We start from the raw sequence: 14,697 nt of genomic DNA, 5'->3' as shown, positions 1-14,697 counted from the left end.
GTACTGGCTCTCAAAAGATAATCTGGCACCCGAAGAGTACGAACGTATCATCAGTGCTAATGCGGCTTGGTCGCGGATTACGTGATGATGCTAGTGATAAACTTATCGGTTTTTTGGAGCCTCCAAGATGATAAATACAAAATTAACGGCTCAAATAGCAAGTGTGCAGGATAGAGAGAATGTTGTTTATGAAATCTACTGTGGGACTGATCAAGTTGCTGAGATATCAAATGAACCAGGCATTGGCCCTCGCATAGAAATTTTCTCTTGTCCTAATGGTGGAATATGGGATTTTGAACTACAAGAATTTTTATCTCTTGTTGAGCAATCCAAGAAAAATATCATCAAGGAATTATCTGAAGAGGCTTAATGCTAAAAATATAAACTATCTTGCATGATTTGGCGCAATTAAAAATGACCGCTCAGGCGGTTATCTATAAGTGGGAATTTATTTAATAACGGCAATAGTGCATAGTTTTAATGAATAATGTTGAGTTTTTCACTTGGTAAATTTAGTGAGAGAAATACCGGAAAATAGGGCGATTTAATTTCTTCTGAACGACTTCAGCACCTGACTCATTAACGCCAAAGGCATCTCTTCCCATCAATAGTAAGGCCGCGGGTCGTCTTCTCGCCGCCGGTGGTGTGGTAATGCTAGCGCATTAAAACAAATAGAAAAATTAAAAGAAATATCTAAAAATAAATTTGGTAGCTATAGACCTGAGAGAGCATTGCCTCGTGATAAATTCGGTAATGCTATTCCTGATGTAGACCTTCCTCATACACAAATAGGAACTAAATCAGGACGTAAAGGCTCTTACACACAAGCGAGGGAGTGGGGATACGATGGAAATGGAATTCTTGTACCTAAAAGGGATATTGATTTTACCGATCATGGTCGTCCCGATGGGCATCCAAACCCACACCAGCACAGTTACACCCCAAATCCTTCTGGGGGAACTTTACAGCATGGACCGGCTGTTGAATTGGAGATGCCAAAATGAACGTAATTAAAGGTAGGGTTTTTTCAGAGGATAGTGAAAAAACGAAGCTAGATGATTTATTAAAAATGGTACCTGAGAATGACTGGGTATGGTGTGTATATGAATTCACTGGAATAGGTGAAGCACCAAATGATTTATCTATGCCTGATTTTGAACATCTTGTTTTATTAGAAGAATATGGATTTCCACTCAGTTGGCAAGAGTTAAAGACGTTGTCTGCGTCATTGGTTGATATGACTGATTGTCTTATAGCCGCAGTGACTGAACCTGTCTTATACGACGCTATAGACCGCGGTGATTTTACTCATTGTCTGGCATTAATAAAGTTTGTTGATAGTACTGAATGGGAAGTTGGTTTAGTTGATGATGTGTCTGTAATTTAAAGGACATAAATTCACTCAAAATGACCGTTTAGGCGGTCATCTAAGATTAATTCAATAATATCAATGGGGCGGGGTTTTAATTAATTATGTTTTTTGGGGAGGGTATTACCCCAGAGCCACCATCAATGCGCCGGCAGTAATCAGTGCTACGCCTAGCCCGGCAACTAATGAGATTTTTTCGCCAAACAGAATAAACGCCAAGAGCACGGCAAACACCACACTGAGTTTATCAATGGGAGCCACTTGCGAAACCGTGCCATTTTTAATGGCCATAAAGTAGAACAGCCAGGATAAAGCACCTGTAACGCCACTCAGTACGATAAACAGCAGTGCTTTTTTATCGGCCAGCACGGTACCAACCAGATTAAATTTCCCCTGAACCACGACCACGCCGACTAAAAATAGCGCCATTACCACCGCACGTACGGCGGTGGCGGTATTGGCATCTAAATGCTGCAGACCGATCTTACCGAAGATTGCCACCAGCGAGGCACTCAAGGCAGATAGCAGGGCGTAAATTAACCAAGTGCTCATAACAAATAAGACCTATTAGCATTCAAAAATAGGATGCTACGCCGCTGAGTTTCATTTTCCTAGCCTTAATCAGCAATCTGGCGTTGAAAAAAACTTAGGGAATAAAACGATAGCCAACACCGGTTTCCGTTAACAGGTGTTTAGGACGGGTGGGGTCGGCTTCTAATTTCTGGCGTAAATGCCCCATGTAAATGCGTAGGTAATGGCTGTGTTCGACATAATTCGGCCCCCAAACCTGATTCAATAGCTGGCGCTGAGTAATGACCTTACCGGCATTGGCCAGCAGTGCCGCAAGCAGACGAAATTCAATGGGTGTCAGGTGAAGATTTTCATCCGCACGGGTGACCTGGCGGTTGATCAAATCGACGCTGATATCGGCAAAATTCACTAACGGGCTTTCCTGACTGGCTCCGCTGTGGCGACGTAAGGCCACGCGTACCCGAGCGAGTAATTCGCTGATACCAAAAGGTTTACTCAAATAGTCATCAGCTCCGGCATCCAGTGCGGCAACTTTGTCCTCTTCATTGTTACGGGCGGATAGCACAATGATTGGGATAGCGCTCCACTGGCGCAGATCTTGAATATAGTTCAGGCCATCGCCATCCGGCAGCCCCAAATCCAGAATGATCAAATCAGGCTTACGGGTACCGGCTTCAATGAGACCCCGTTGTAACGTCTCACTTTCAAATACTCGCCAGCCCTCACTCTCCAGCGCAATACGCACAAAGCGCCGGATCTCTTTTTCGTCTTCTACAATGAGGATGTTTGTCGGGGATATAATCTGTTCTCCTTTTGCTCGTCATACTTACTCGTCATACTTCAAGCGGCTGATGCGTTGGCTGCCTTCGCTCACCCCGGTCACTTACTGATGTAAGCTCCCGGGGATTCTCTCCGTTGCCGCCTTCCCGCAACTCGAATTATTTAGAGTAATGTTTGTCATGCTCCAAGCTGCTGATGCGTTGGCTGCCTTCGCTCACCCCGGTCACTTACTGATGTAAGCTCCCGGGGATTCTCTCCGTTGCCGCCTTCCCGCAACTTGAATTATTTAGAGTAATGTTCGTCATGTTTCAAGCGGCTGATGCGTTGGCTGCCTTCGTTATTCTCTCTGCCGCTGCCATTTTGTTATCAACCTCAGGATATATCATTATTTTCAGTATCAATATTGTCGGCATCAATTTCCGGTGCTTTTTCCAGTGGCAAAACAAAACGGAAGCTGGCTCCGCCCTCTTGACGCTTCTCAACCCAGATACGCCCGCCGTGGACATCAATAATGGCACGACAAATGGCTAAACCCAAACCAACACCCGGAATGGCAGATTCTTTATTCCCGCGGGAAAACTTATCAAAAATAAGATCCTCCTGACCGATGGTGACTCCGGGGCCATTATCCCACACGTCCACATTTAACCACTCGCCTTGCACTTCTGCCCGGATACCCAACAATGCGGCGTGACCCGCATATTTATGGGCATTTTCCAGGAGGTTGATAAAGACCCGCTCCAGCAAACTCGCATCGCAATTGATTAACACCATTTGATCCGGCAATTCGACGTGTATTTGATGCTGACTTAATGTGGTTTCCAGCATATGTAGAGCGCTGCCAATAATCTCTTCCAGCGATTGCCACTCTTTACGTAGATTAAAACCGCCAGACTGAATACGCGCCATATCCAGTAAATTGTTCACCAGCCGGGTGGTACTCAAGACCTGCTGGCGGATTTGGTTAGCCTGTGGGGCATGGCGCGAACCTTCAGCGGCCAGATCCAGCGTCAGGATTTCCGCCTGACCGAATAACACGGTGAGAGGGGTACGCAAATCATGGGATAATGCCGCCAGCAGCGAATTACGCAATTGCTCCCGTTCAGCATCCAGTTTTGCCAGTTCAGCACTGCGGGCCAGATGTAGCCTTTCCAATGCATTGGCAATCAGGCTGGTAAACGTTTGCAACAGCCGTTGCTGCTCCGGCACCATCAGTTGGCGTAAGTTAGCGGGCTCAATCGCCAGCACGCCATAGGTCTGTTGAGCGGCAGTCAATGGCAGCAGTTGGTAGGGCACGCCCGGCAGGGTATCGGTGCCGGCCCCCGCAGAGGCACCCTTATCAAAACTCCAACGGGCAATGGCGTCATCAACGGACAGAATGCCTCCTTCATCGGGCATTATTGGCTGTAAATGACCATCTTCTTGTGGCAGCAGCAGGCTGGTTTTGGCCTGAAAACTGCTCGAAAGGAAATGGCGGCTGGTTTTGGCAATATCCTCCGGTGTCAGGGCGCGGCTTAAACCGCGAGACATTTCATACAGATGTCTGGCCCGCTGTTCCCGATAACGGGCAATTTTAGCCTGATAACGCACCCCAGCAGTCAGATTCCCCACCACGATACCGACAATCAGCATCACACCGAAAGTCAGCAAATATTGCACATCGGTAACGGCTAATGACCAGTGCGGTTGGACAAAAAACAGATCGAAACTGGCGACATTAATCACCGCCGCCAGCACTGAAGGCCAGCGGCCATAAAACAGGGCAACAATCACCACTCCCAACAAGTAAACCATCACCAGATTGGCTTGATCGAAACTGGGTATCAACCACAGCGATAGTACAGTGATCAGCGCGCACAGGGCGATAGCGGCGACATATCCCCGCAACTGCATACGCCACTTTTCAGTGAAGGGGCGAGAGTCTGGTTCTTTAGCTACATTGGTTGGTGGATCTGCGTCTAGTGCAATAATCACTAAATCCAGGTCCGGCCCCAGTTTACCTAAGCGATCGGCAAAGCTGCCTCGCAGTTTCCAATGTTGCTCGGTGCGACGGCCAATAATGATTTTCCCCAGATTGTGCTCGCGGGCGTAGCGCAACACCGCCTGTTCTTCTTTAGGGTCCGATAAGGTGGCGGTTTCCGCGCCTAGCTCTTGCGCCAGTTTAAGGGTGCGCAGGATAGCGCGCCGTTTAGCCTCTGGCAGGCCGTGCAACCGGGGCGTTTCAACATAGACCGCATGCCAGATACAGCCTAATCTGGCGGCCAACCGGGCAGCGGTGCGAACTAACTTTTCATTACCCGCGTGGTGGCCGATACACAGCAAAATGGCATCGCGGGTATGCCAAACCCGTTCACGCCCTTGAGTATCGCGGAAGGCGCGCATCTGGTCATCAACCCGATCGGCGGTACGGCGTAGCGCCAACTCACGCAGGGCGATTAAATTCCCTTTACGGAAAAAGTGTTCGATGGCGCGCTCAGCTTGACCGGGGATATACACTTTTCCTTCATTGAGGCGCTGGCGCAGATCATCGGGGGGTAAATCGACTAAAACTACTTCGCTGGCTTCGTCGAACATATGGTCGGGCACGGTTTCACGCACCCGAATACCGGTCACACCGCCAACCACGTCATTCAGGCTTTCCAAATGCTGCACATTAACGGTGGTCAGCACATCAATGCCTGCATCCAATAGCTCTTCGACATCTTGCCAGCGTTTGGGATGCCGGGAGCCATTGGCATTACTGTGCGCCAGTTCGTCCATTAGGATCAGCGCGGGACGGCGGACCAGCGCAGCATCTAAATCAAATTCACGTATCTGGCGGTTACGATGGTGGATGCGTTTCAGGGGAAGGGCGGTTAGTCCTTCAAGTAAGGCGGCAGTTTCACTGCGCCCGTGCGTTTCCACCACCCCGACCAGTACATCTAACCCCTGAGCGCGCAGGCGTTGCGCCTCTTGCAGCATGGCGTAGGTTTTACCCACACCGGCGCAGGCCCCGAAAAAGACTTTTAACCGGCCATGAGGTTTTTCATTCGCCACCGCTAACAGGCTATCGGGGTTCGGACGGGTTGGTTCTGCATCCACCATGATTGTTCCTTACGGTTTTGCCGGGTTGGCGGGTACTTTTATGTGGCTGTGGCTATCCAGCGCCATATTTAAATTCAGAACATTGACGACGGGCTCGCCAAAGAAGCTGGGTATCGCTTTTTGCACACTGTTATCAATCAATTTTTGGACATCAGACAGCGGTATTTGACGGATACTGGCGATACGCGGTGCTTGATAATAAGCGGCTGCCAGTGAAATATGCGGATCCAGACCACTGCCAGAGGCGGTGACTAAATCCACTGGTACCGGACTTGATTGGGTGGGATTAGCCTGACGCTGCAATTTAACCCGTTCACCGATAGCCAGGCCCAGCGCCGGGTTACTGATCGCCAAATTGCTACCACCGGAAGCCATCGGATTATAAGGCATATCTGTGGTTTCTGATGGGCGGCCAGTAAAATAACCCGGTTGGGTAAAGTTTTGACCAATTAAAGTGGAGCCAACAACTTTATCGCCCAGTCGCGCCAGTGAACCATTGGCTTGCTGTGAAAACATCAAGTTTGCTAACCCGGTGGTGAGCAGAGGATAAGCTATCCCGGTGATCAGTGTCAGTAAGATCAGTAAAACCAGCGCTGGCCGTAGGTATGACATGCCGGTTGTCGATGATGATGTTGTCGATGATGATGTCGATGACATGAATATTGCCTCAATTTGTGTCTTAAAGCCGGCCACCGCATAAGGTTGCAGTGGCTATGGTTAAACGGTTTATTGTCGTCGTGATAAATGTCGTTGTGATAAATGCTGTCATGATGATTGTTGCGCTTACTATTCTGCTCTGCGCAAATGATTACAGTGGTTGAGCTGTTAGCCCATATTTAGGGCCGTCAGTAGTAGATCGATCAATTTAATACCGACAAACGGCACCAGTAAGCCACCCAAACCGTAAATCCACAGATTACGGCGTAATAGGGCGGCTACGCTCATCGCTTTATAACTGACACCTTTTAGGGCCAGCGGGATCAGAAACACGATGACCAATGCATTAAAAATGACCGCCGACAAAATAGCGGAAGACGGTGAATGCAACTGCATGATGTTCAATGCATTGAGTTGCGGATACGTTGCGGCAAAGGCGGCCGGAATGATGGCGAAATATTTTGCCACGTCGTTGGCGATACTGAAGGTGGTCAGGGAGCCACGGGTCATCAGCATTTGCTTACCGATATGCACCACTTCGATCAACTTGGTTGGGTTTGAATCCAGATCCACCATGTTGCCGGCCTCTTTGGCCGCCTGCGTGCCGGAGTTCATCGCTACCGCGACATCAGCCTGTGCCAGTGCGGGGGCATCGTTGGTGCCATCGCCCGTCATCGCCACCAGCCGCCCTTCGGCTTGATATTGGCGAATCAGTGCCAGCTTGGCCTCGGGGGTTGCTTCAGCCAGAAAATCATCTACGCCAGCTTCAGCGGCAATTGCCGCTGCGGTTAGGCGATTGTCACCGGTGATCATCACGGTTTTAATGCCCATTTTGCGCAGTTCGGCAAACCGTTCTTTAATGCCCCCTTTCACGATATCTTTTAACGCCACTACTCCCAGCACGCGTGATCCCTCGGCCACCACCAATGGGGTACCGCCGGTACGGGCGACACTGGCGACCAAATCATCCACTGCGGGTGGGAAGTGGCCCTGATTGGATCCCACATGGCGGCGGATAGCGTCTACCGCACCTTTGCGGATTATCCGATCCTGCACATTGACACCGCTCATCCGCGTTTGTGCTGAGAAGGGAATAAAGGTGGCATTCAGGCTGTGCAGATCACGTTCACGTAAATTAAAACGTTGTTTAGCCAGCACGACGATACTGCGTCCTTCTGGCGTTTCATCTGCCAGCGAGGAAAGCTGAGCGGCATCCGCCAGTTGTTGCTCGGTGACACCGGGAGCGGGTAAAAACTCGGAGGCCTGGCGGTTACCGAGTGTAATGGTGCCGGTTTTATCTAGCAGCAGCACATCGACATCACCGGCAGCTTCCACCGCCCGCCCGCTAGTGGCGATCACGTTAGCCCCCAACATTCGGCTCATCCCGGCTACCCCGATGGCTGACAACAACCCGCCGATCGTGGTTGGGATCAGGCAAACCAACAACGCGACTAGCACGGTGATGGTTACCGGGCTACCGGCTTGGCTTGCCTCCACGCTGAAAACAGAGAACGGATACAGGGTTGCTGTTGCCAGTAAAAAGACGATAGTCAGTGCCACCAACAAAATGGTCAGCGCCACTTCGTTGGGGGTCTTGCGCCGTTTTGCTCCCTCGACCATGGCAATCATCCGATCAAGGAAGGTCTCGCCAGGGTTAACGCTGCACTCAACCACCAGCCAATCGGACAATACCCTTGTACCGCCGGTGACTGACGAGAAATCGCCACCGGATTCACGGATAACCGGTGCAGACTCGCCAGTAATGGCACTTTCATCGACCGATGCACCGCCTTCCAGCACTTCGCCGTCACATGGCACGGTGTCACCGGCTTCGATCAACACCAGGTCGCCTTTGCGCAAACTGTCGGCAGAGACTTTTTCTTGTGGTGCATCAACACGGGCCTCGGACAGTTTTTTAGCCCAACTGGTTTTTTTCACTCCGCGTAGACTGGCGGCCTGGGCTTTGCTACGCCCCTCGGCCAAGGCTTCGGCCATGTTGGCAAACAGCACGGTAAACCATAGCCACAAAGCGATACTGCCGGTAAACATGGCGCTGCCAGTGGTTTGTCCACTTAATATTGCCAGCCAAATTAGGGTGGTTAGCCAACTACCTAAATACACCACGAACATGACCGGATTACGCCATTGGACGCGCGGATCCAACTTTTTCACGGCATCGAGAAGCGCTGTGCGAACCAGTGCTGGCTCAAAAATCGCGCGTTGTTTGTGAGTCATCGTTATTCTCTCTTTGCGACAAATGGATATTCAGTCGGTATTGACGATTCATCTTTTGATGATCCCTTTTTTGCTCACCTATAAACCGGATAATCAATGTGCTAACCAGATTTGTAGGTGTTCAGCGACCGGCCCCAGGGCCAGTGCTGGGATAAAGGTCAATGCGCCCACTAACAAGACTGTTCCGATCAGTAAACCAATAAACAGCGGCCCAACCGTTGGCAGGGTGCCATTACCCGCAGGTTGCCGTTTCTTCGCCACCAGTGAACTGGCAATTGCCAGCACCGGCAGAATGACGCCAAAGCGCCCGATAAACATGGCGGCGGCCAGTAGCAGGTTATAAAACGGGGTGTTGACTCTCAGACCAGCAAAAGCGCTACCGTTGTTATTGGCCGCTGAGGAGAGGGCGTACAGCACCTCACTAAAACCGTGTGCACCGGGGTTGAGGATCCCCGCCCGCCCGGCATCCGTGCAGAGCGCTAATGCCGTCCCTAACAGCACGATAGTGGGTGTCACCAGAATGGCCAGCGTAGTCATTTTCATATCAAATACGTCGATTTTCTTACCCAGATATTCAGGTGTACGGCCAATCATCAGACCGGCAATAAAGACAGTCAGCAGCACGAATAGCAGCATGCCGTATAAACCGGAACCAACGCCGCCAAACACCACCTCACCAATCTGCATCAACCACAGGGGGAGCATGCCACCCAATGCGGTGAAGGAGTCATGCATCGCGTTAACCGCACCACAGGAGGCGGCGGTGGTTACCACGGCATACAGGCTGGTGGCGAGAATACCGAAGCGCGACTCCTTGCCTTCCATATTGCTATTGCTGTCGGCACCTAGCTGGGATAGATGCGGGTTTCCCGCCAGTTCGGCGTACATCACAACCACCACTGCAACGATAAAAATCAGTGACATAGCCCAGATCAGCGCATGTCCCTGACGGTTATCGCCGACGACCTGGCCGAAGGCAAAGCAGAGTGCGCAAGGGATCAGGAAAATGGCCAGCATTTGGACAAAATTGCTGAACGCAGTTGGGTTTTCAAACGGATGAGCTGAGTTTGCACCAAAGAAACCGCCGCCATTGGTTCCCAGCACTTTTATCGCTTCCTGCGACGCCACGGGTCCCATTGGTAAGGTCTGTTGCACGCCTTCCAATGTGGTGATATGCAGGTAGCCATCCAGATTTTGCAATACACCCTGACTGACAAAAATCAGGGCGATGATCAACGCGATAGGGAGTAAGACATACAGTGTGATGCGGACCAGATCGACCCAAGCATTGCCCAGTGTGGTAGCCGAATGACGTGCAAAGGCGCGGATCAGTGCAAAGGCGACGGCAATGCCGGTGGCAGCCGACAGGAAATTCTGTACGGTTAGCCCCGCCATTTGGCTCAGATAACTGAGAGTGTTCTCGCCGCTGTATGCTTGCCAATTGGTGTTAGTCACAAAACTGACAGCGGTATTGAGTGCCAGATGCCATGACATCCCCGGCAGATGTTCGGGGTTCAGCGGTAATGACCCTTGGGTCGTTAGCAGCACAAACAGTAAGACGATCCCCAGCAGGTTAAAGCAGAGAATAGCGAGAGCATATTGCCAGCCGTTCATCTCTGCATTTTTCACCCCACTGCAACGCCATAAACCGGCCTCGACTTTTTGTAGCGCAGAGAAGGGCTCACCTTCAATCAAACGTGCTAAAAACCCACCCAACGGACGGGACAATACAAACAGTACCAGCATGAAACTGGCAATAAGCAAAAATCCTGACGCTGCCATTTAAAAGTCCTCCGCGTTAAATAAGGCATAAACCAAATAGCCCAACAGCAGCAGGACCAGCAACGCACCACAAACGATGCTGAAACTCACGATATACCTCCTGAGGTATTATTTTGAAATTCATGGTTATTTAATAACCCTGTATTTCGATAGCTATCGTTTTTGATAGCCATAATTGTTAATAACCATAATTGTTAATAACCATAATTTTTAATAACAACAGCTTAGGAAGTCGTAAGAAAAATTCTTGATAAAAAAATAGGGTCGAGTGTAAAAAAAGTATAAAAACGGTCAAAAAGTGCTCATTAAGTGAATGTAATTTGATCAGTTGAGGTATTGATGTCAAGCTTGGTTTGTGAAATTTACTTTCACCGGGTGAATGTATTTGGTTTGCTAATTGACAAATAATACGCAACCAAAGCATAACAATGATTTGTTAAAATCAACTTTGCTGTAACAAAGTTACAGAATTGACAGTTTATTCCTACTTTTCAGGTAAAATAGTGGTCGGATGAGTGGTAAAATTTCAGCCAATACGGTAAAGTTTTGTCCAGTTTCCATATTCACGTATTTTATCGGGAGGATCGTTATGTCCATGTACAACGCATACCCATTGCATCAGGTTCTCCTGCGTCGGAGCGCAGTCGTCTTGATTGGTTTATTGGTGCTGCCGGTAATGCTTTTTCGCCGTGACCGCGCTCGCCTTTACAGCCACTTGCACCGTGTCTGGATAAAAACCAGCGATAAACCGGTTTGGCTGGCCCAATCAGAAAAGGCTGGTCGTGACTTTTACTGAGTCATATCTCGGCTGAATTCACACTGGTAAGAAATTTACAAACAATAGCTGGCCCGTGAGTATCATGCCCACGGGCTTTTTTAATGCGCTTTAAACAGCGCTATCCTTTGGCTGGGGCAGATAATATCTACAGTGGGTTTTTAGGAGATTCGGGGCTGGAACTGTTTTTTATGCTGCATGACTTCCCCATCAGTAAACCCAGTAACCAATACCGCAGATTCTTGGCAACTACTGTTATGATGAAAACGATTCTGATGATCAAAAGTAACAGCAGCGGGAGGATGTCATGCCAGGAACCGATCGGGCAATTCACAGTAAAGAATATCGCTATGCGTGTGAGGAACTTGATGTTTTGTGTCGTGCTGGAGTGACCCGTGGCGGGTTGATGGATTTTCATCGTCGCTATAAGTTGGTCCTACTGGCGCATTCTCAGCCTGAATACCGTGAAATTGGCCCTTTTATTGCGGCGATAAGCAACTGGCCATCCTTGAGCGAATTTACGGCTGAATATCGTCGGCGCTTGCTACATTTACTTTCTCACTTGCCCACGGTAGCCAACCACACCAATGTGTTAATGCACGTACAGGGCTATTTTCGCCCTTATCTCAGCCCAGCTCAGCGTCAGGCATTGGCACAACTTATTGACCAATACCGTTTAGGCAATCAGCCTCTGAATGTTCCCATTGCGCAAATCACAAATTATCTGGCTGAATTCCCAAATGATTATCTGGCTCAGCAGCGCTATTTTGCTTTTTATGCACAGGATTAAGTACCAGGCAGGCCGTTGTCTTGTGATTGAATGAGATTGAACCATAAAGACGTTGAACCCATGGGTAAATAAGGATAAGGCATGTCTAAACATTTGGTCTGGTTCCGCAATGATTTACGGGTCACCGATAATTTGGCGCTTCATGTGGCCTGTCAGGACCCACAAGCGACCGTAATTGCCGTGTTTATTGCCACACCCGTGCAATGGGCTTCACATGGTATGGCACCGAGGCAGGCGGCTTTCCTGCTACAAAATTTGCAACATTTGCAGGCGGCTCTCGCTGATCGAGGGATACCGCTGCATTATCACCAATGTGATGATTTTCAGGCGTCAAGTATTTGGTTGGTCGATTTTTGTCAACAACAGCAAGTAGATACCCTGTTTTATTCTCAACAATATGAACTGAACGAACGGTTACGTGACGATGCGCTGGCCGTACAACTCAGTGAGCGTTCTATCGCCTGCCAGTCTTTTCATGACAGTGTATTGCTCGCGCCGGGGGCGGTTCTGACCGGTAATAATGAGATGTATAAAGTGTTTACGCCTTTTCGTCGTGCGTTTATTCAGCGTCTACTGATGAGTGATAACCACTGTGTACCGGCACCCAAAGCCCGCGATGCTCCCCCAGTATTGATCTCACCGTTGCCTTTTGATTACCCACAGCAGTCCGTTGATAGCCGGTTATTTCCCGCAGGAGAAGAAGCAGCTTTACAGCGTTTGCGCCACTTTTGCCGTGAACAAGTACAGGATTACCGGCAATACCGTGATCTGCCAGCGGTGCCCGGTACCAGTTGCTTATCCCCCTATTTGGTATTGGGGGTCCTTTCGCCGCGTCAATGCTTTAATCGCCTACGGGCTGAATCCCCAGAGATGTTAGAAAGTGCCGACAGTGGTGCATTCACTTGGCTTAATGAGCTAATCTGGCGTGAGTTTTATCGCCATTTATTAGTGGCCTATCCCCGTTTATGCCAGCATCATCCCTTTATTGGCTGGACTGATGGGTTAACATGGAACCGCTCTGAATCACAATTGAAAGCCTGGCAGCAGGGGCAAACCGGTTATCCCATCGTTGATGCCGCGATGCGTCAAATGAATGAAACTGGCTGGATGCATAATCGCCTTCGGATGATCAGCGCCAGTTTTTTAGTTAAAGACCTGTTGATCGATTGGCGGCAAGGTGAGCGTTACTTTATGTCACAACTGGTGGATGGCGATTTAGCCGCAAATAATGGCGGCTGGCAATGGGCCGCGTCAACCGGTACCGATGCGGCACCGTATTTTCGTATTTTTAATCCCACCACGCAGGGGGAGCGGTTTGATAAGGACGGCGAGTTTATTCGCCGTTGGTTACCGGAGTTGGCTGTGGTACCAGACAGTGATATTCATCAGCCATGGCGCTGGGCAGAACGGCAACAGCAACACCTGGATTATCCTGCCCCGTTGGTTGATCACAAGCAAGCCAGATTGGCTACACTCGCGGCATTTGAAGCCGCTAAGCGGGATAGCACAAGGATCCCTAATCATGAGGAGCCTTCATGTTATTGAAATATATATCGATTAAATCTGCATCAGATAAGATAAAGAGTGGTCTGCTAAAGACTGGCGTGATTTTATCTTTCAGTCTATTCAGTTCACTGTCCACTGCGGCTTTTGAGGTTGTGGCGCTTGGCGTTGATGGGGGTGTCAGTGATGGTAATCTGACCTCTTATCTGATTCGTAATGATAGCCAGTCACTGTATTTGGGGCTGGATGCTGGCTCCGTGTTGCCAGGGATCGCCAGCGCCTTGGATAAAGGCCATTTTGCAGAGATCACCGATGCAATGGCCGCTCCGCTAACCCGGCAGGGCTACATTTTCCGCCAGAGCATTAACAGCTATTTTATTAGCCATGCGCATCTTGATCATGTCTCTGGCCTAATTATCGGTTCACCGGATGACAGCAAGAAAACCATTTATGCTTCGGCTGATACCATCGATGTGCTGAGAAACTACTATTTCAATTGGCGCGTTTGGCCCAATTTTACCGACAGCGGCAGTGGGACTCGTTTAGGGACTTACCGTATGCAAGTGGTGCGTCCGGCTCAGTCTTTGAGCTTGGGGTTGACCCGCTTAACGGGGGAAATGTATCCACTGAGTCATGATAAATCGCCCTCATCAATGCTGCTTATCAGTAGTAATAATGCATTCTTTGCCTATTTTGGTGATACCGGCCCGGATGATGTCGAAAAATCAAAAAATCTGGATACAGTCTGGCGCAAGCTGGCTGAAAAGGTCAGACAACAACAACTGAAAGGGATGATTATTGAGGTTTCCTATCCTAATGATGTGGCAGACAATAAGTTGTTTGGCCATATGACACCAAAGTGGTTGTTGAAAGAATTGAAAAAACTGGAGCAATACAGTGGTGAAGGCCAGACACTAAAAGGATTACCGGTGGTGATTAGCCACATAAAACCCTCATTCCAGCAGGGGCAGGATGTGCGTAAATTAATTCTCTCTGAGTTGCAACAAGGCAATGATATGGGAATCGATTTTATCCTGATGGAACAAGGTGATAGCCAGAAATTCTAGTTACTCGCGGTTGGTTTTTCTTTTATATGACGAAGAGAGTGATATGGCGAAACTCGTTATATGACGAAAATAGCTATATGACGAAAATAGTCCCCGCGCTTTATTTATACTGATTAATTGACAC

General features: G+C 49.2%; 14 protein-coding genes. 6 read left to right on the top strand and 8 right to left on the bottom strand.

The window, feature by feature from the left end:
* Positions 1-127: 127 nt before the first annotated feature.
* Positions 128-370: a hypothetical protein gene (locus AC971_RS04105; RefSeq protein ID WP_002209646.1), complete on the top strand. Its 243-nt coding sequence runs from the start codon at positions 128-130 to the stop codon at positions 368-370.
* A 630-nt stretch (positions 371-1,000) separates the two neighbouring features.
* On the top strand, positions 1,001-1,387 hold the full coding sequence (locus tag AC971_RS04100; RefSeq protein WP_025380925.1) for a hypothetical protein: 387 nt from the start codon (positions 1,001-1,003) through the stop codon (positions 1,385-1,387).
* A 105-nt stretch (positions 1,388-1,492) separates the two neighbouring features.
* Here the strand turns inward: AC971_RS04100 and AC971_RS04095 are convergent, their stop codons facing one another.
* The 8 genes from AC971_RS04095 to AC971_RS24625 form a co-directional block, all read right to left on the bottom strand.
* On the bottom strand, positions 1,493-1,921 hold the full coding sequence (locus tag AC971_RS04095; protein WP_025380924.1) for an EamA family transporter: 429 nt from the start codon (positions 1,919-1,921) through the stop codon (positions 1,493-1,495).
* Between the two features lie 94 nt (positions 1,922-2,015).
* A complete protein-coding gene (gene kdpE, locus AC971_RS04090) occupies positions 2,016-2,699 on the bottom strand; it encodes a two-component system response regulator KdpE (protein ID WP_025380923.1) in 684 nt (227 codons plus the stop codon).
* Between the two features lie 353 nt (positions 2,700-3,052).
* A complete protein-coding gene (gene kdpD / locus AC971_RS04085; RefSeq protein WP_025380922.1) occupies positions 3,053-5,764 on the bottom strand; it encodes a two-component system sensor histidine kinase KdpD in 2,712 nt (903 codons plus the stop codon).
* Between the two features lie 9 nt (positions 5,765-5,773).
* Positions 5,774-6,376 carry a potassium-transporting ATPase subunit KdpC gene (kdpC, locus tag AC971_RS04080; protein WP_025380921.1) on the bottom strand — a complete coding sequence of 201 codons (603 nt, stop codon included), beginning with the start codon at positions 6,374-6,376 and terminating at the stop codon, positions 5,774-5,776.
* A gap of 213 nt (positions 6,377-6,589) precedes the next feature.
* A complete protein-coding gene (gene kdpB / locus AC971_RS04075; protein ID WP_025380920.1) occupies positions 6,590-8,656 on the bottom strand; it encodes a potassium-transporting ATPase subunit KdpB in 2,067 nt (688 codons plus the stop codon).
* A 93-nt stretch (positions 8,657-8,749) separates the two neighbouring features.
* Entirely contained in the window at positions 8,750-10,438 is a 1,689-nt protein-coding gene (gene kdpA / locus AC971_RS04070) for a potassium-transporting ATPase subunit KdpA (protein ID WP_025380919.1), read from the bottom strand.
* Positions 10,439-10,528 carry a K(+)-transporting ATPase subunit F gene (locus AC971_RS04065; RefSeq protein WP_033850939.1) on the bottom strand — a complete coding sequence of 30 codons (90 nt, stop codon included), beginning with the start codon at positions 10,526-10,528 and terminating at the stop codon, positions 10,439-10,441.
* Positions 10,529-10,616: 88 nt separating this feature from the next.
* A complete protein-coding gene (locus AC971_RS24625; RefSeq protein ID WP_038401973.1) occupies positions 10,617-10,862 on the bottom strand; it encodes a hypothetical protein in 246 nt (81 codons plus the stop codon).
* Positions 10,863-11,027: 165 nt separating this feature from the next.
* Between AC971_RS24625 and AC971_RS04060 the strand changes: the two genes are divergently transcribed.
* From AC971_RS04060 to AC971_RS04040, 4 genes are all read left to right on the top strand, one after another.
* A complete protein-coding gene (locus AC971_RS04060; RefSeq protein ID WP_025380918.1) occupies positions 11,028-11,234 on the top strand; it encodes a YbfA family protein in 207 nt (68 codons plus the stop codon).
* 286 nt (positions 11,235-11,520) lie between these two features.
* Complete coding sequence (locus AC971_RS04050) at positions 11,521-12,003, top strand: YbgA family protein (RefSeq protein WP_025380917.1); 483 nt, start codon at positions 11,521-11,523, stop codon at positions 12,001-12,003.
* 81 nt (positions 12,004-12,084) lie between these two features.
* On the top strand, positions 12,085-13,548 hold the full coding sequence (gene phrB, locus AC971_RS04045) for a deoxyribodipyrimidine photo-lyase (RefSeq protein WP_025380916.1): 1,464 nt from the start codon (positions 12,085-12,087) through the stop codon (positions 13,546-13,548).
* Positions 13,539-14,573, top strand: coding sequence for an MBL fold metallo-hydrolase (locus tag AC971_RS04040; protein ID WP_025380915.1), 1,035 nt, complete (start codon positions 13,539-13,541; stop codon positions 14,571-14,573). The genes phrB and AC971_RS04040 overlap by 10 nt, the downstream gene beginning before the upstream one ends.
* Positions 14,574-14,697 lie beyond the last annotated feature (124 nt).

Origin of the sequence: Yersinia similis, from assembly GCF_001053095.1 — a bacterium.
In the GTDB taxonomy this organism is placed as follows: Bacteria; Pseudomonadota; Gammaproteobacteria; order Enterobacterales; family Enterobacteriaceae; genus Yersinia; species Yersinia similis.
Note: the sequence above shows the minus strand (reverse complement) of the source record. Positions and strands in the feature narration are given on the sequence as shown.

Coding starts and splice junctions, on each gene's coding strand:
- AC971_RS04105 (WP_002209646.1), top strand. CDS start 128: ATGATAAATACAAAATTAACGGCTCAAATAGCAAGTGTGCAGGATAGA.
- AC971_RS04100 (WP_025380925.1), top strand. CDS start 1,001: ATGAACGTAATTAAAGGTAGGGTTTTTTCAGAGGATAGTGAAAAAACG.
- AC971_RS04095 (WP_025380924.1), bottom strand. CDS start 1,921: ATGAGCACTTGGTTAATTTACGCCCTGCTATCTGCCTTGAGTGCCTCG.
- kdpD (WP_025380922.1), bottom strand. CDS start 5,764: ATGGTGGATGCAGAACCAACCCGTCCGAACCCCGATAGCCTGTTAGCG.
- kdpC (WP_025380921.1), bottom strand. CDS start 6,376: ATGTCATACCTACGGCCAGCGCTGGTTTTACTGATCTTACTGACACTG.
- kdpB (WP_025380920.1), bottom strand. CDS start 8,656: ATGACTCACAAACAACGCGCGATTTTTGAGCCAGCACTGGTTCGCACA.
- kdpA (WP_025380919.1), bottom strand. CDS start 10,438: ATGGCAGCGTCAGGATTTTTGCTTATTGCCAGTTTCATGCTGGTACTG.
- AC971_RS24625 (WP_038401973.1), bottom strand. CDS start 10,862: ATGCTTTGGTTGCGTATTATTTGTCAATTAGCAAACCAAATACATTCA.
- AC971_RS04060 (WP_025380918.1), top strand. CDS start 11,028: ATGTCCATGTACAACGCATACCCATTGCATCAGGTTCTCCTGCGTCGG.
- AC971_RS04050 (WP_025380917.1), top strand. CDS start 11,521: ATGCCAGGAACCGATCGGGCAATTCACAGTAAAGAATATCGCTATGCG.
- phrB (WP_025380916.1), top strand. CDS start 12,085: ATGTCTAAACATTTGGTCTGGTTCCGCAATGATTTACGGGTCACCGAT.
- AC971_RS04040 (WP_025380915.1), top strand. CDS start 13,539: ATGTTATTGAAATATATATCGATTAAATCTGCATCAGATAAGATAAAG.